The 15,517-nt window shown below is 33.6% G+C and carries 15 protein-coding genes; 8 read left to right on the forward strand and 7 right to left on the reverse strand.

Annotated features, from left to right (window positions below; translation table 11 throughout):
* Positions 1-28 precede the first annotated feature (28 nt).
* Positions 29-1,171 (forward strand): methionine aminotransferase, encoded by a 1,143-nt coding sequence (locus VOI54_RS06240; protein WP_326281861.1) that lies wholly within the window; start codon positions 29-31, stop codon positions 1,169-1,171.
* A gap of 2 nt (positions 1,172-1,173) precedes the next feature.
* Entirely contained in the window at positions 1,174-1,953 is a 780-nt protein-coding gene (locus VOI54_RS06245) for an amidohydrolase (RefSeq protein ID WP_326281862.1), read from the forward strand.
* Here VOI54_RS06245 and VOI54_RS06250 read toward each other — a convergent pair.
* Together VOI54_RS06250 and VOI54_RS06255 are read right to left on the reverse strand one after the other, a co-directional pair.
* Entirely contained in the window at positions 1,946-3,547 is a 1,602-nt protein-coding gene (locus VOI54_RS06250; protein WP_326281863.1) for an Ig-like domain-containing domain, read from the reverse strand. The genes VOI54_RS06245 and VOI54_RS06250 overlap by 8 nt on opposite strands.
* Before the next feature lie 55 nt (positions 3,548-3,602).
* Positions 3,603-4,283: a ComF family protein gene (locus tag VOI54_RS06255; protein ID WP_326281864.1), complete on the reverse strand. Its 681-nt coding sequence runs from the start codon at positions 4,281-4,283 to the stop codon at positions 3,603-3,605.
* A gap of 110 nt (positions 4,284-4,393) precedes the next feature.
* Between VOI54_RS06255 and VOI54_RS06260 the strand changes: the two genes are divergently transcribed.
* Positions 4,394-5,938 carry a glycine--tRNA ligase gene (locus tag VOI54_RS06260; protein WP_326281865.1) on the forward strand — a complete coding sequence of 515 codons (1,545 nt, stop codon included), beginning with the start codon at positions 4,394-4,396 and terminating at the stop codon, positions 5,936-5,938.
* A 115-nt stretch (positions 5,939-6,053) separates the two neighbouring features.
* Here VOI54_RS06260 and VOI54_RS06265 read toward each other — a convergent pair whose 3' ends face one another.
* Positions 6,054-6,524, reverse strand: a complete 471-nt coding sequence (locus VOI54_RS06265) for an Lrp/AsnC family transcriptional regulator (protein WP_326281866.1) — start codon at positions 6,522-6,524, stop codon at positions 6,054-6,056.
* Between the two features lie 175 nt (positions 6,525-6,699).
* A complete protein-coding gene (locus VOI54_RS06270; protein ID WP_326281867.1) occupies positions 6,700-8,064 on the reverse strand; it encodes a saccharopine dehydrogenase family protein in 1,365 nt (454 codons plus the stop codon).
* Positions 8,065-8,175: 111 nt separating this feature from the next.
* On the opposite strand from VOI54_RS06270, the gene VOI54_RS06275 reads away from it, so the two are divergent.
* Positions 8,176-8,562, forward strand: coding sequence for a DUF423 domain-containing protein (locus tag VOI54_RS06275; RefSeq protein ID WP_326281868.1), 387 nt, complete (start codon positions 8,176-8,178; stop codon positions 8,560-8,562).
* A gap of 76 nt (positions 8,563-8,638) precedes the next feature.
* Positions 8,639-10,255, forward strand: coding sequence for a phosphoenolpyruvate carboxykinase (ATP) (pckA, locus tag VOI54_RS06280; RefSeq protein ID WP_326281869.1), 1,617 nt, complete (start codon positions 8,639-8,641; stop codon positions 10,253-10,255).
* A gap of 79 nt (positions 10,256-10,334) precedes the next feature.
* Here the strand turns inward: pckA and VOI54_RS06285 are convergent, their stop codons facing one another.
* Together VOI54_RS06285 and VOI54_RS06290 are read right to left on the reverse strand one after the other, a co-directional pair.
* Entirely contained in the window at positions 10,335-11,084 is a 750-nt protein-coding gene (locus tag VOI54_RS06285; protein WP_326281870.1) for a uroporphyrinogen-III synthase, read from the reverse strand.
* A gap of 21 nt (positions 11,085-11,105) precedes the next feature.
* Complete coding sequence (locus VOI54_RS06290) at positions 11,106-11,753, reverse strand: DUF4271 domain-containing protein (protein WP_326281871.1); 648 nt, start codon at positions 11,751-11,753, stop codon at positions 11,106-11,108.
* A 118-nt stretch (positions 11,754-11,871) separates the two neighbouring features.
* Between VOI54_RS06290 and VOI54_RS06295 the strand changes: the two genes are divergently transcribed.
* The 3 genes from VOI54_RS06295 to VOI54_RS06305 are packed head-to-tail and all read left to right on the forward strand — an operon-like array spanning position 11,872 to position 14,539.
* The gene (locus tag VOI54_RS06295; RefSeq protein ID WP_326281872.1) at positions 11,872-12,603 is read left to right on the forward strand and encodes a polyprenol monophosphomannose synthase; all 732 of its coding nucleotides are present in this window, start codon (positions 11,872-11,874) and stop codon (positions 12,601-12,603) included.
* 5 nt (positions 12,604-12,608) lie between these two features.
* Complete coding sequence (locus VOI54_RS06300; RefSeq protein WP_326281873.1) at positions 12,609-13,955, forward strand: dihydroorotase; 1,347 nt, start codon at positions 12,609-12,611, stop codon at positions 13,953-13,955.
* Positions 13,952-14,539 (forward strand): DUF4296 domain-containing protein, encoded by a 588-nt coding sequence (locus tag VOI54_RS06305; RefSeq protein ID WP_326281874.1) that lies wholly within the window; start codon positions 13,952-13,954, stop codon positions 14,537-14,539. The genes VOI54_RS06300 and VOI54_RS06305 overlap by 4 nt, the downstream gene beginning before the upstream one ends.
* Here the strand turns inward: VOI54_RS06305 and VOI54_RS06310 are convergent.
* Positions 14,505-15,512, reverse strand: a complete 1,008-nt coding sequence (locus VOI54_RS06310; RefSeq protein WP_326281875.1) for an NAD-dependent epimerase/dehydratase family protein — start codon at positions 15,510-15,512, stop codon at positions 14,505-14,507. The genes VOI54_RS06305 and VOI54_RS06310 overlap by 35 nt on opposite strands.
* Between the last annotated feature and the right edge of the window lie 5 nt (positions 15,513-15,517).

Consider the following 15,517-nt stretch of genomic DNA (forward strand, 5'->3'; position numbering starts at 1 on the left):
CTTTTAAGAAGTTACTATCTTTACAGTTATGCAACACGTTTCAAAACTTCCTGATGTTGGTACTACCATTTTTTCTGTAATGAGTGGTTTAGCAAAGCAATATGATGCCATTAATCTGTCACAAGGTTTTCCTGATTTTGATAGTGACCAAAAACTAATAGACCTGGTAAATCAGGCTATGAATTCAGGATATAATCAATATGCTCCAATGTCTGGTAATTTAGAATTGCGCCAGACCATTTCAAAAAAAATAGGCACTTTATATGATACCTTTTATCATCCAGAAAATGAAATAATGGTGACTGCCGGAGCAACACAGGCAATTTCCACTATACTGGCTACATTTGTAAAGCCCGGTGATGAGGTTATTATTTTCAAACCGGCTTATGATAGTTATGAGCCTGGAATAACACTTAATGGAGGAAAGGCAATTCCCGTACAACTTCACGCACCGGATTTTAGTGTAGATTGGGACGTTGTTAGGCAAAAGGTAAATGAGCGTACTAAAATGGTTATTATTAATACACCTCATAATCCAACAGGAATGGTGTTTTCAAAAGAAGATATGCTGCAACTGCAGTCAATAACTAGGGGAACAGATATTATTGTGTTAAGTGATGAGGTTTATGAACATATGATTTATGATGGTGAAAAGCATCAAAGTGCTTGTTTATTTCCTGATCTAAAATCCAGAAGTTTTGTAGTGGCTTCGTTTTGTAAAACATTTCATAATACAGGTTGGCGTGTTGGTTACTGCTGTGCTCCAAAAGCACTGATGGAGCTTTTTATGCAGGTACACCAATTTAGTGTATTCTGCGTGCATCACCCAACACAGAAGGGTATTGCAGATTATATGCAAGAACCAGAACATTATATGGGATTATCAAGTTTATATCAGCAAAAGAGAGATTTGTTTTTAAACTTGATTAAAGATTCAAAGTTTAGTTTTAAACCGTCAAAGGGAACCTATTTTCAGGTGCTGGATTATTCAGGTATTACACAAGAGTACGATTTGAACTATGCTAAGCAGTTGACAAAAGATGCAGGTATTGCTTCTATTCCTCTATCAGTATTCAATGAAAATAACTTAGACTATAAGATGCTGCGCTTTTGTTTTGCAAAAAAGGATGATACATTAAAACGGGCAGCTGAGATTTTAAATACTATATAATCATGGAAGACTATCTAAATATAGCATTAATTCAAGCAGATTTAGTTTGGGAAAACCCCGAACAAAACCGTCTGAATTTCACAAAAAAAATAGAACCTATCTCTAAAGAGGTTGACTTGATAGTGCTTCCGGAAATGTTTACTACAGGTTTTACAATGCATGCAGGACAGGTTGCAGAAACCATGACCGGAAAAACGGTGTCATGGATGAAAACTATGGCGTCAAAAAAAAACTGTGCCATTATGGGAAGTATTGTGATATCTGAATCTGATAATTTCTATAACCGTTTTCTTTTTGTAGAATCATCAGGAGTTACCAGCTACTATGATAAGCGACATACGTTTACCTTGGTTGGAGAACATAAGATCTATACTGCAGGAAAGGAAAAAAATATTATTGATTATAAAGGCTGGAAAATATGTCCTTTAATTTGTTATGACCTTCGATTTCCGGTTTGGGCCAGAAATACTGAAGATTATGATGTCTTGATTTATGTGGCAAATTGGCCAAAACCCAGAGTTTCAGCATGGGATGCCTTGTTAAAAGCCCGTGCTATTGAAAATATGTCATATTGTATTGGGGTTAACCGGGTTGGTGTAGATGGCGTCCATAGTGAATACTCAGGTCATTCCGGGGTGTATGATGTATTAGGTAATGAAATGACAACATTTAAACCTGGTGAAGAGCACATTGAACTGGTTTCTTTAGAAAAAAGACACATTGAATCGTATAGAAATAAATTGAAGTTCTTAAACGATAGAGATGTATTTACGCTTAATTAAACCGAAGAGTTTCCTGTATACCCCAATCTGCTCTAATTTCAATGTCATCAAAATAACTAACGTTTTCAGGTTGTATTTTTTTTAGGTAATTACCAGCGTCATATTTTTTGTTGCCGTTGGCATCGTGTATTATTCTAATGGAATATGTGGCCGGTCTTAGGTTAAAAAAGTCAACAATACCTTCCTGAGAGGCATAGGCCTCATTTTTAACTACGCCCTTGTTATCTGTTAACTGAATAATAAGTGGGTATTTAGCGTTTGCCAGGGTAAACCTTGCAAAGCCAAAATCAGATGACTTTTTTGTTCTAAGTGCATAGTTTATGGTGTCGTTCTTTTTGTCAAAGAAATCTGTGAAGGCTTCGGGTAATATTTCAATATTATAATTATTATCTTCGGTTTTATCAAAACTGAATGAGTAGGTATTTGTTATAGTATCAAATGTATTGGTAAAACCTACTGCCGTAGAGTCTTTATCCAGTATCGTGATTTTTGATGCATCTAAACTAACAAAAGGTGTGCTTCCTGAAATTTTAAAATCTTCGTTAAAGCCAATAACGCCATCTGGTACTCGAGAAATAATTAAAGAATCTCTTTTTTGTTTGCTGATTCTTACCGTAAAATCTTTTTCAAAATTAGGGTGTGATACTTTAAAATTAAGAGAATCTACTTCTAATCTGGGTTTATACCAATAATTTAAAGTATCTGCCTTTTCATCTTTTGTAATACGGTATTCAAATTCAGGAGGGGTTTCAGATAATATTTTTATTGCCATATCCTTAGAATCACCTTCGTATCCAAAAGCAATTTTCTCGCCAGTCAAAAGCCGGGGTCGTGTTGCCTTAAAATCTAGCTCTTCAGAAAATAATTTTAAGGTATATGTTGAATCTGTCGGAACTTCAATAAAACTGTTATAAAAGGCAATTTGATCCGTTTTTTGCTGAAATTTGTTGTCACCATTACCGTCTTTAAGGGCCATTAACATGTATTTCCCTGCTTTAATATTGTCAATAGAAAAGGTTGTGACGCTATCCAATGTGTTAGTAATATACTTAGGCACCTCTTTAAACACTACAGAGTCTGTGAATGTAGAGTCTACTTCATATAAAGCAACATTAACAAAAGTTTCAGGTTCTTTGTTAATAGCATCTATTATATTGCCTTTCACAGAAAGTGAATCAATATAATCACCGGTAGAAAACACATACCTGTAATAGGGATATGGGTTTCCTTCATTGTTATCTTGAATACTGTTTCCAAAATTAAAAGCGTAAGTAGAATTTGGCGGTAAAGTGTCAAATATTTTTATGGTAATTCTTTTACTGGCACTTCCCAAAGGCGTAACTTCGGGCTGTGTTTTCATAGGAGGAGAGATAATAAGTTGTTTTGAAAGGTCCTTAATTTTTATATACTCATCAAAGTTAATTTCGATTTCATTTCCTGTAAAATTGGTAGAAAAATTTTCTGGCTTTGATGAAAGAATAACTGGAGGTGTTTCATCCTTTGGCCCTCCTTCCGGATTACCACGGTTAGCACAACTTATTAAAATAAGGCCAAAAACAAAGACTAAAATAAAATTTGAAAAGGTTTTGTTCATCAACAATTTTAAATTTTTACAAACCTACATAATTTTTAAAGATATAACGAGTAACTCATAAGGCTATTGCCATGGTAGCCACACTTATTTTTATATTTTTCACTTCATTTAAAGCGGTAATACAAGCTTCAATTGTAGCGCCTGTGGTAATAATGTCATCTACCAGTAAAATATGTTTGCTTTCAATAATATGGGGGTTATCAATGGTAAATAGTTCAGTATTGTCACCCCAGCGGGCAAACCGCTTTTTAGTTACCTGTGATTTGGTATTTGTAACTTTTAAAAGCACATCATCAACATAACCGGCGTCTAAAGCTTCAGCAATTTGTTGTCCAAATTTAGCAACCTGATTGTAGCCTCTTTTTTTAAGTTTATTTTTATGTAAAGGAACAGGAATAACAACATCAATAGTTTTATAAGCATCAATAGTTTTTAATTCCCCTCCCAGCCAATTCCCTAAAACAAACCCTATATGCTCATGATTTTTGTATTTTAGGTTATGGATAAGTTGTTGTACAATCCCTTTTTTTTCAAACCTGAAAAGCGCCGTTCCATTTTCAATCTTAGAACGTCCGTAAAGCACTTTGGGCACACTTTGATTATTTTCAAAATGAAAATTGGTAATAGGTAAATCATGTCTGCAGTTCAGACAAATAGTGTCTTCACGGTCATTCAGTAAGCTCATACAGGCATGACACACTTTAGGAAAGAATAAATTAACAAGAGACTTAAACATGGATTAGAAAAAAAGGCACCTGTAAACTTAATTAAAAAATAAATTGAATCTGAGTTTATTTTTTGGGAAACAAGCTATTAGTTTAATAGCGGTTTTTTATTTTTGCACCTATGGCAAATCAAGACGATAAATTTAAGAAGGTAATTTCACATGCAAAGGAGTACGGATATGTCTTTCAGAGCAGTGAAATCTATGATGGTTTAAGTGCGGTTTATGACTACGCACAAAACGGTGCAGAATTAAAAAAAAATATAAGAGACTACTGGTGGAAAGCCATGGTGCAAATGAATGAGAATATTGTAGGTATTGATGCTGCAATTTTCATGCACCCTACTACCTGGAAGGCCTCAGGGCATGTTGATGCGTTTAATGACCCGTTGATAGATAACAAAGATTCTAAAAAGCGTTACAGAGCAGATGTTTTAATTGAAGATTATTGTGCTAAAATTGAAGCTAAAATAGATAAGGAAGTAAAAAAGGCTGCAAAACGCTTTGGAGATGCTTTTAATAAAGACGAATTTATTTCAACCAATGGACGTGTTATTGGCTATCAGGAAAAGATAAACAGTATTCTTTCCAGAATGGCAAAATCTTTAGAGAATGAGGATTTAGCCGATGTAAAAGCGTTGATTGAAGAACTGGGCATTGCCGATCCGTTAACAGGAAGTAAAAATTGGACAGACGTCAAGCAATTTAATTTGATGTTTGGTACTAAACTGGGGGCTTCTGCAGATACTGCGATGGATTTATATTTACGACCTGAAACCGCACAAGGGATTTTTGTGAACTTTTTAAATGTTCAGAAAACAGGGCGCATGAAAATTCCTTTTGGAATTGCACAAACGGGAAAAGCTTTTAGAAATGAGATTGTTGCAAGACAATTTATTTTTAGAATGCGCGAGTTTGAGCAAATGGAAATGCAGTTTTTCATTAAACCCGGAACTCAAAAAGAATGGTACAAACATTGGAAAGAAACCCGGTTAAAATGGCACTTGTCCTTAGGAATGGGGGCAGATAATTACCGTTTTCATGATCACGAAAAGCTAGCGCATTATGCTGACGCTGCAGCTGATATAGAGTTTAAGTTTCCGTTTGGGTTTAAAGAATTAGAAGGGATTCACTCAAGAACAGATTTTGATTTAAAAGCGCACGAAGAATACTCAGGAAAAAAATTACAATATTTTGATCATGAGGAAAATAAGAGCTATGTGCCTTATGTGTTAGAAACATCAATAGGTTTAGACAGAATGTTTTTGGCGGTGTTTTCAAATGCGTTACAGGAAGAAGCATTAGAAAACGGAACAACAAGAACCGTTTTAAAATTACCTAGTGTTTTAGCTCCGGTTAAAGCTGCCATTCTACCTTTGGTAAAGAAAGATGGTTTGCCGGATGTTGCAAGGCAAATAGTAGAAGATTTAAAATGGGATTTTAATATCATTTATGATGAAAAAGATGCCGTAGGAAGACGTTACAGAAGACAGGATGCTAATGGAACACCGTTTTGTATTACTGTAGATCATGATACTTTAGAAGATCATACAGTTACTATCAGACATAGAGATTCTATGGAACAGGAACGTGTTAAAATTGAGGACTTAAGACACATTATTAAGCAAGAAGTGGATGTGCGTTCCTGGTTGTTAAAAATGAAATAGAAGATTAATCAATATAATACCAAAAATAAAAGTCCCAGGCTATAATAACCTGGGACTTTTATTTTAATGATATGAGATATTATTATGACCTGCATGATCTTGTTAATTCCATAAATTATACAAGTATTTGCCTGTCAATTTGTTGGTCTAAAGAAATAAGGGATTCTGTTCTTAAAACACCTTCAATGGATTGTATGTTCTTATTTAATAAATGCATAAGGTGTTCATTGTCTAAGGCCAAAAGCTTAATAAATAAGTTGTAATTTCCGGTAGTATAATGACATTCTAATACTTCAGGGAAGCGTTTTAAAGCTCTTAAAACGTCGTCAGTATTGGCCGCTTTATCAAGGTAAATACCAACAAAGGCTGTTGTAGAATAGCCTAATACTTTAGGGTTCAATATAAATTTTGAGCCGTTAAAAAGTTTAGATTTTTCCAGTTTTCGCAAACGTTGATGTATGGCAGCACCTGAAATACCAACATTCCTGGCAATCTCTAATATTGGTGTTCTTGCATCTTCAGTTAGCACGCGTAGTATTTTTTTATCTATACCATCAATGGTAATTACTTTGTGTTTTTTTTTCATCAGTGTTATGATTTACTGGGTAAAAATAACAATTTGATTTAAAACTGTAACTATAATATGTGTAAATCAACAATTATGGAATGATTTATTTTGAAGTACTTAATGCTTGTTTTGATTTTCAAAACGTAATTAATTGGTAATCAGTGTGTTTGTTGAGAAAATATCATTTAGTATCTTAATTGCTTAAAGGGTTGTAACCCAGATAAGGAACTTCCTGTTCTCTAAAAGTAATACCATAGGTGTTCAGTTCGGCTAAAATAGGCTTGTAAATTTCTTTTGAAATAGGAATTTGAACACCTGGAGTTGTTATTTTTTTGTTTAATATAGACAAGGCTGCTATAGCAACAGGTAGGCCTACAGTTTTTGCCATAGCTGTATAGGTTTGGTTTTCTCCAATAACCACCATATTAGCATCTATTTGATACTTTTTCCCATGCAATTCATATCCAAATTTATGATACATTACAATCATATCTTTGTCATTGGGAGCAAGTTGCCAACTATCCATGAGTATCTTTTGAAGAATTTGGGCGGGAGTAGCTTTTTTAAGGTTTACACGCTTTTTTGCACTAAATATATCAAGATCTATAAGTTTATTCCAAATAATATCATCCTGATCAATTTTTAACTGATGCCTTAGTTTTAATTCCACAGAGTCAGATGGGCTATAAGGCAAAAAAGCATTTACAAAATCTCGATAGCTCATATTTTCACTATCATCAATGGTATAGCTGTCATCAGTCATTCCGAGTGTCACAAAAATATTCCATGCCTTGCTAAAGCCAACACGGCGCATAGTGCCTCTATATAGTGTTTTTATATCATTCAAGCCATAAGCGTTTTGATACTTTAATGAATCTCTGTTTGCATAAACCTCAAAGCGTCCATATTCCTCAATTTCTAAAAACTCAGTACGCCTGAACAAGCGGTTGTAAGGAATGTATTTATAAGTGCCCTCCTGTAAAAATTTTGCTGCACCACCCTGACCGGCTATAACAACATTTCTGGGATTCCAGGTAAATTTGTAGTTCCATAAATTAGTATCGCTTTCAGGAGCTACTAAACCTCCTGTAAAAGATTCAAATAGGATAATATTTCCGCCCTGTTCACGAATTCTATCTAAGACTTGCATGGCACTCATATGGTCAATCCCCGGGTCTACCCCAATTTCGTTCATGAATATAAGTCCGTTTGTTTTAGCTTTTTCATTTAAAGCTTGCATTTCAGGGCTTATATAAGATGCCGTAACCATATGTTTTTTTAATAAAATGCAATCTTTTGCAACTTCAATATGCAGGTGAGCCGGAAGCATTGAAATAACAATGTCAGAGTTTTGAATGGCAGGAATTCTTGAATCGTTATCAAAAATATCCAACATTATAGCGTTGGCGTTGGGGTGGTTGTTAATTAGTTTATTAGCATTTTCAATGTTTAAATCACCAACCGTTATAAATAGTTTTTCAGAAACAGATTTGTCAAGTAGATATTTTAAAAGATATGATGTAGATTTTCCAGATCCTATGATTAAAACGTTTCGCATATTGAGTTTTGTTGAGTAATTTTGTTTTTATTGGTAAAACGAAAAAACGACTTTTCTGATTACGAAATTAATAAATAAAATATCTTTTTATTGAGAATAATTTAATTAAATATGAACAGAACAATATTAATTACGGCCTCAATTTTTGGAGCTTTGAGTATAATAATAGGAGCTTTTGGTGCTCATGGATTAAAAGAGCTAATAAGTATTGAGGCGCAGAAAACTTTTGAAACAGGAGTGCGTTATCAAATGTATCACGCTATTTTTTTATTATTTATTGGAAGCACAGATTTAATTCAATTAAAAACAAAAAAATGGATCTATTATTTGACTGTTTTTGGGGTCTTATTTTTTTCTGGTTCTATATATGGGCTGGCTACAAATACCTTAACGGTTTTTGACTTTAAAACGGTTGGATTTATTACTCCAATTGGAGGATTACTTTTTATTTTAGGATGGCTTGTGTTGCTAGTGAACTTCTTAAAAATCAAGCATTAAATCAGCTTAAAAAAAAGAAGGAGTTTAAAATAATTATATTAATTTTGCGCGATAAACAATATTTTATCAAACTATTATGAGTAATTACGGCCAGTTTACGAAAACGATTTCGTTGGATCAATATGGAATTACAAACGCTAAGATTAACTACCAGCTACCTCCTGATGACTTACATGGAAAATCCATAGATAAAGGCATTGGAGTTGAAGCTTCGTCAGGTGCTTTAGCAGTGAACACTGGAGAGTTTACAGGGAGGTCTCCTAAAGATAGATTTATAGTCAAAGATAGTGTTACCCAAGACCGTATTTGGTGGGGTGATATTAATATTCCCTTTGAACCTGAAAAATTTGATAAATTATACAGAAAAGTAACTGAGTATTTATCTGGTAAGGAGGTTTTTGTTAGAGATAGCTATGCTTGTGCTGATGAGAATTATAAGCTTAATATTCGCGTGATCAATGAATACCCATGGAGCAATCAATTTGCATATAATATGTTTCTACGTCCTACGGATGAAGACCTGGAAAACTTTGATCCGGAGTGGACAGTTGTTAATGCCCCGGGCTTTTTAGCAGAGCCGGATGAGGATGGGACAAGACAACATAATTTTGCTATTTTGAATTTCACAAAAAAAATAGCACTTATTGGAGGTACGGGATATACAGGCGAAATTAAAAAAGGTATTTTTTCAGCCTTGAATTTTATTCTTCCGGTTTATAAAAACACATTGCCTATGCATTGTAGTGCCAATGTTGGAAAAGATGGAGATACAGCAGTCTTTTTTGGATTATCTGGAACAGGTAAAACAACATTATCAACAGATCCCAACAGAAGTTTGATAGGTGATGATGAACATGGATGGACAAAAGAAAATACTATTTTTAACTTTGAAGGCGGGTGTTATGCTAAAGTGATTAACCTTTCCAGGGATAATGAGCCGGAGATTTATGATGCGATTAAAAAAGGAGCCATTCTTGAAAATGTAATATTGAATAAAGATGGCCAGGTAGATTTTGAAAATACTTCAATTACTCAAAATACAAGAGTTAGTTATCCAATACATCATATAGAAAACATTCAGGTGCCATCCATAGGAAAAAACCCGAAAAATATTTTCTTTTTAACAGCAGATGCTTTTGGAGTAATTCCTCCAATTTCAAAGCTAACTCCAAGCCAGGCGGCATATCATTTTATTTCCGGATATACCGCAAAAGTGGCCGGTACTGAAGCAGGGGTTGTTGAGCCGGTACCTTCATTTTCAGCTTGTTTTGGAGCGCCTTTTATGCCTTTACATCCTTCGGAATATGCAGAAATGCTGAGTCAAAAAATGATTGAGGCCGGAGTAAATGTTTGGTTAATAAATACAGGATGGACAGGAGGTCCTTATGGCGTGGGAACCAGGATGAAATTAAAGTATACACGTGCTATGATAAACGCGGTACTCAATGGAGATTTAGGCTTATATAATTATGATGATTATCATATTCATTCTGTTTTCGGAGTCGCGCAACCAAGAACTTGCCCTGGAGTACCAACCAGTGTTTTAAGTCCCAGAGCCACGTGGAATAATGATGAAGCTTATTATACTACAGCCTTTAAATTAACGAATGCCTTTAGAGAAAACTTTAAAAAGTTTGAAATGCATTGTAGTGAAGAAATTAGACGAGGTGGGCCTCAGCGTTATGCGTTCTAAAAGTAAAATGAGATAAATAGAAATAAAAAAGGGATGATTATTTTAATCATCCCTTTTTTTATAAAATTAAAGGCTCATATTATTTACCCTTATTTACTTTTTCAATATATTTTTCTAAAGCCATTGTCATAGATGGTGTTTCCGGTGTTGGCGCAGCAATATCTACACGCAATCCTTTTTCTTGAACAGCTTTAATAGTTGTATTTCCAAAAACCGCAATGCGCGTGTCGTTTTGCTGAAAATCAGGAAAGTTTTTAAATAAAGATTCTATTCCTGATGGACTAAAGAATACCAGAACATCATAGTATACGTTAGCCAGATCTGATAAATCACTTACCACCGTTTTGTAAAAAGTAGCTTGTTTCCAATCAACACCTAAAGCATTTAATGTATCAGGAACGGCTGGTTTTACTTTATCTGTATTTGGTAATAAGAATTTTTCGTCTTTATATTTTTTAATTAGAGGCGAAAGCTCTGCAAATGTTCGTTTACCAACATAAATTTTACGCTTTCTGTATACGACGTATTTTTGTAAGTAGTATGCAACGGCTTCAGACTGACAAAAATATTTCATAGTGTCAGGAACCTTAAAGCGCATTTCTTCAGCAATTCTGAAAAAATGATCAACAGCATTTCTACTTGTTAAAATTATAGCAGTATAATTATTTAAATCTATTTTTTGATGTCTAATCTCTTTAGCAGATACACCTTCAACATGAATAAAAGGCCTGAAGTCAATTTTTACGCGTTGCTTCTGTTGTAAATCAAAGTAAGGGGAATTTTCTATTTTAGGTTCCGGCTGAGATACTAAAATTGTTTTTACTTTCATAAGCGTGTAAAGTAGTTAGTGTTATTTGGTAACAAGCACCTTATATAAAATGATATAGGGCGCAATTTCAAGAGCGCAAAGATACAAAATAAAATAGAACAAGTTGTGTTTTATTACATTTTGATGTGTTTTGAATGAACTAATTAAGCCAATTACATTAATAATTAACAATAAAATAATAATACAATAAACAGCTCTTAATGTGGGTTCAAGAGTAAACAATAATAATGCGTTAATAGGTAATAGTAAAACACCTAAATAATTTTTGAACGTTATTTTTTGAAACAGGTATTGATCCGTCAATTTATCAATTTCAAAAAGGCTGCCAATTAAGCGCTCTACAAGCACTTTAACTAAAATAAAAATTCCAATTCCAATAGCAACTTTAAACATATCATTGATAGGTATCTTATCTGTTTCATGAACTATTCTATAAATAATGAAGCAGAAAACGGATATTGCAATAATTAAGTTTCCAAATAAAAGTGCATCAAATCTGTCAAAGAACTTTTGGTCTCTTGAATATATTTTTAAATATTTATTGTTTCCAAGTACTAATATAAAATCATAAAAACGTTTGGGAGCGGTTAATTTGGCCATGGCTACAATCAACAAGCTTATGGCTAATAATACAATAAATAACTCGTTTGAAACTATATTACGAAGCATGGGTTAAAATTATTATAATTTTTGTTTTTTGGGGATATTATTAGGAAATATTTAAAAAAAATACAGGCTTAATAATGTACATTTGCTAAATTAAAAAAGGTTTCAATAAAAAAGAAATATGCCTGATACTGTTGTAATTATTCCAACATATAATGAGATAGAAAATATAGAAGCAATTATTAGAGCCGTGTTTTTACAATCTGATAATCTTCATATTTTAATAGTTGATGATAATTCTCCGGACTTAACGGCTTTAAAAGTAAAAGAGTTACAAAAAGAATTTCCTGATAAATTATTCCTTGAGGTAAGGCAAGAGAAGTCTGGTTTGGGTACGGCCTATATTCATGGGTTTAAATGGAGTTTAAGCAAAAGTTACAATTATATTTTTGAAATGGACGCCGACTTTTCACATAATCCTAATGATATCATGAAACTTTATGAAGCATGCCATAAAGAAGGTGGAGATGTGGCTATTGGTTCAAGATATGTAACCGGGGTAAATGTTGTGAATTGGCCAATGAGCAGGGTGCTAATGTCTTATTTAGCATCAAAGTATGTGCGCTTAATTACTGGAATGCGCATACATGATACAACTGCAGGTTTTGTCTGTTATAAAAGGGAAGTGCTAGAATCTATAGATTTGAATACAGTGAAATTTATTGGTTATGCATTTCAAATTGAAATGAAATTTAAGGCTTATTTAAAGGAATTTAGGATCATTGAAGTTCCCGTAATTTTTACAGATAGAACAAGGGGCGAGTCAAAATTAAGTTCAGGAATCATTTCTGAAGCTATTTTTGGAGTCATTTCTATGAAACTGAAAAGTTTATTTAATAAGAAGATCAGGTAAGAGCTATGAAACAGAAAACTACACTTATAAAAAACGCAAAAATAGTTAATGAAGGTGCTATTATAAATGGTGATATACTCATTGAAGGCGAATATATAAAGCAAATAGGAGAATCCATAAGCGCCAAATCTGCAGATGTTAATGTTTTTGATGCAGAAGGGAAATATGTGTTACCTGGAGCAATTGATGATCAGGTGCACTTTAGAGAACCCGGATTAACACAAAAAGCTAATATTGCAACAGAGTCAAAAGCGGCAATTGCTGGTGGGATTACATCATTTATTGAAATGCCAAACACTAATCCGCAAACCACTACAATTGAAAAATTAGAAGAAAAATTTGAGATTGCAGCAAAAACATCATCGGCTAATTATTCCTTTATGTTTGGTGGAACAAATGATAATTTAGATGAAATTTTAAAGTTAGATGTTAATCAGGTTGCCGGATTAAAATTATTTTTAGGATCTTCTACAGGAAATATGTTGGTTGATGACCCTAAAGTATTGGAAACTATTTTTGAAAACACCAATATGCTTATTTCTGTACATTGTGAAGATGAGGGTACTATAAAAGCTAATTTTAAAAAATATCACGATAAGTTTGGTGATGATATCCCTATTAAATATCACCCTATTATAAGAAGTGAAGAGGCCTGTTATTTATCCTCTTCCAAAGCTATAGAATTAGCTAAAAAAACCGGAGCAAGACTGCATATATTTCATTTATCTACGGGTAAGGAAACTAATTTGTTTACCAATAAAATTCCTTTGAAAGAGAAAAAGATAACTGCCGAAGTTTGTGTACATCACTTGTGGTTTTCAGATGAAGATTATGAGAAAAAAGGAACCCATATAAAGTGGAACCCTGCGGTAAAGACCAAGCAAGATAGGGCACAATTATGGGAGGCGCTTTTAGATGATAGAATAGATGTTATAGCTACAGATCATGCACCACATACTAAAGAAGAAAAAGCAAACGTTTATACTAATGCGCCATCAGGAGGGCCCTTAGTGCAACACGCGTTACCTGCTATGTTAGAAATGTATCATAAAGGTAAAATATCTCTTGAGAAAGTAGTGGAGAAAATGTGCCATAACCCAGCTATTTTATTTGATGTTGAAAGACGTGGGTTTATTAAAGAAGGCTATTTTGCAGATCTGGTTTTGGTAGATTTAAATAACCCCTGGACGGTAACTAAAGACAATATTTTATATAAATGCGGGTGGTCTCCTTTTGAAGGATCTACATTTAAATCCAGAATTACCGAGACTTTTTTAAATGGTAGTTTGGTGTATCAAAATTCACAATTTAAAAATGTAAAAGCCGCCAGAAGATTAACCTTTAACAGATGATTGTAAAAAGATTCATATTAGTCTTAGTGATTGCCATAATAGCTTCTGCCTGTAACAGGTTTAATGGACCCAAAAAACCAGAGAATTTGATTTCAAAGGACAAGATGGTAGACATTATAATTGATTCAAAACTATTAACTGTCGCCAACACTAAGAATAAAAGAATAATGATAGATAGCAATATTGTTATGAGTTCATATCTTTTTAAGAAACATAATATTGACAGTTTACAATTTGCTACAAGCAATAGTTATTATGCCTATCATATAGAAGACTATGAAGATATTTATATACAAGCTTTAGATAGTTTAGAAAGACTAAATGTGGTTCTCAAAGAAAAGGAAGCCCAAGAGTGGAAAGAACAAACTAAAAGAGAAGAAGATTCTCTTAATGCTGTTTTAGTTGAAAAGCAAATTGATTCTTTAATACTTCCGTTTAAAGATGTAGATTCTCTGCAATTATTGGTTAAAAGAGATTCAATACGAGATGTTCTGTTAACCCAAAAGAAACTTGAGGAAAAAGACATTTTAGAGGAAAAAGACACTTTAATTAATCCTGTTTCAGATATAGATGTCCAACCTTAGTTATTGTTTTATTAATAGCTTTAAATTCATGATTTATAGCTGTTTTTATTTTACCGCTGTTGTAGTTGGTTTCAGACGTGAGTGATTTAACCAGGTGCCTTGTTAACAGCCTTCGTTTCCTTGTTATTTTATGTTTTAACCAATCCAGTCTCCAGGCTATATCTAATAAATTTATTGAAGCTAATTTTATGGGAGGTTTGGTCTTTACTGATTTGGACAATGCTTGAAGAAAGCGTTTATAGGTCCAATTCTCGGCAACTAATACAAAGCGTTCATTAGATATGTTATTATGCATTAGTTCAATCATGATGGCAACTACGTCTTCAACAGCAATAAGTGCAACAGTGCCTTGGGTGTAATATTTCAGCCCTTTATGGGCTTTTTTGAATAAACTTCCGGTTCCATAGTGCCATATACCGGCACCTAAAATCACACCAGGGTTCACTACTACCGCGTTTAAGCCTTCTTGTGTGCCACGCCAAATTTCCATTTCCGCACCATATTTAGTTATGGCATATACATTATTATCGGCTTCCGGATTCCAATTGGTTTCTTCGGTTATCGGTTTATGGTTTAAGTTGTCTCCTAATGTGGCAATAGAACTCACATAGCAAAGCTTGTCTATCTTTTTTGAAATGGCAATATTTACAATGTTGGCAGTTCCATCAATATTGGTTTTTCTCAAAAGTTGGTATTTATCCGGCTCAAAGGATACAAAAGCAGCACAATGATATACTTTAGTTACCTGATTAAATGCTTCAGATAACGCAGGAACATCTAATATGTCAGCTTTTACCCAATCAATGGAGTTAAAAAGCGTTTCATAATCTTTAGTATAACAAGAAAAAACATGCTTTGTATTAGCTAGTTTACTTTCACTCCTGTAAAGTGCCCTAACATTTTCTTTTTGAGTGATTAGCTTGTATAATAGATGTGCACCAACTAAACCTGTTCCGCCTGTTACTAATATCATAGTTC

Origin of the sequence: Alterotamlana spongicola (genome assembly GCF_035818475.1) — a bacterium.
Taxonomy (GTDB): Bacteria; Bacteroidota; Bacteroidia; order Flavobacteriales; family Flavobacteriaceae; genus Cognatitamlana.

What these genes read in the sequence shown, in the direction of transcription:
- VOI54_RS06275 (WP_326281868.1), top strand. Translation starts at nt 8,176, where the DNA reads ATGAACAGAACAATATTAATTACGGCCTCAATTTTTGGAGCTTTGAGT.
- pckA (WP_326281869.1), top strand. Translation starts at nt 8,639, where the DNA reads ATGAGTAATTACGGCCAGTTTACGAAAACGATTTCGTTGGATCAATAT.
- VOI54_RS06290 (WP_326281871.1), bottom strand. Translation starts at nt 11,753, where the DNA reads ATGCTTCGTAATATAGTTTCAAACGAGTTATTTATTGTATTATTAGCC.
- VOI54_RS06300 (WP_326281873.1), top strand. Translation starts at nt 12,609, where the DNA reads ATGAAACAGAAAACTACACTTATAAAAAACGCAAAAATAGTTAATGAA.
- VOI54_RS06255 (WP_326281864.1), bottom strand. Translation starts at nt 4,283, where the DNA reads ATGTTTAAGTCTCTTGTTAATTTATTCTTTCCTAAAGTGTGTCATGCC.
- VOI54_RS06270 (WP_326281867.1), bottom strand. Translation starts at nt 8,064, where the DNA reads ATGCGAAACGTTTTAATCATAGGATCTGGAAAATCTACATCATATCTT.
- VOI54_RS06305 (WP_326281874.1), top strand. Translation starts at nt 13,952, where the DNA reads ATGATTGTAAAAAGATTCATATTAGTCTTAGTGATTGCCATAATAGCT.
- VOI54_RS06245 (WP_326281862.1), top strand. Translation starts at nt 1,174, where the DNA reads ATGGAAGACTATCTAAATATAGCATTAATTCAAGCAGATTTAGTTTGG.
- VOI54_RS06265 (WP_326281866.1), bottom strand. Translation starts at nt 6,524, where the DNA reads ATGAAAAAAAAACACAAAGTAATTACCATTGATGGTATAGATAAAAAA.
- VOI54_RS06260 (WP_326281865.1), top strand. Translation starts at nt 4,394, where the DNA reads ATGGCAAATCAAGACGATAAATTTAAGAAGGTAATTTCACATGCAAAG.
- VOI54_RS06295 (WP_326281872.1), top strand. Translation starts at nt 11,872, where the DNA reads ATGCCTGATACTGTTGTAATTATTCCAACATATAATGAGATAGAAAAT.
- VOI54_RS06310 (WP_326281875.1), bottom strand. Translation starts at nt 15,512, where the DNA reads ATGATATTAGTAACAGGCGGAACAGGTTTAGTTGGTGCACATCTATTA.
- VOI54_RS06285 (WP_326281870.1), bottom strand. Translation starts at nt 11,084, where the DNA reads ATGAAAGTAAAAACAATTTTAGTATCTCAGCCGGAACCTAAAATAGAA.
- VOI54_RS06240 (WP_326281861.1), top strand. Translation starts at nt 29, where the DNA reads ATGCAACACGTTTCAAAACTTCCTGATGTTGGTACTACCATTTTTTCT.
- VOI54_RS06250 (WP_326281863.1), bottom strand. Translation starts at nt 3,547, where the DNA reads ATGAACAAAACCTTTTCAAATTTTATTTTAGTCTTTGTTTTTGGCCTT.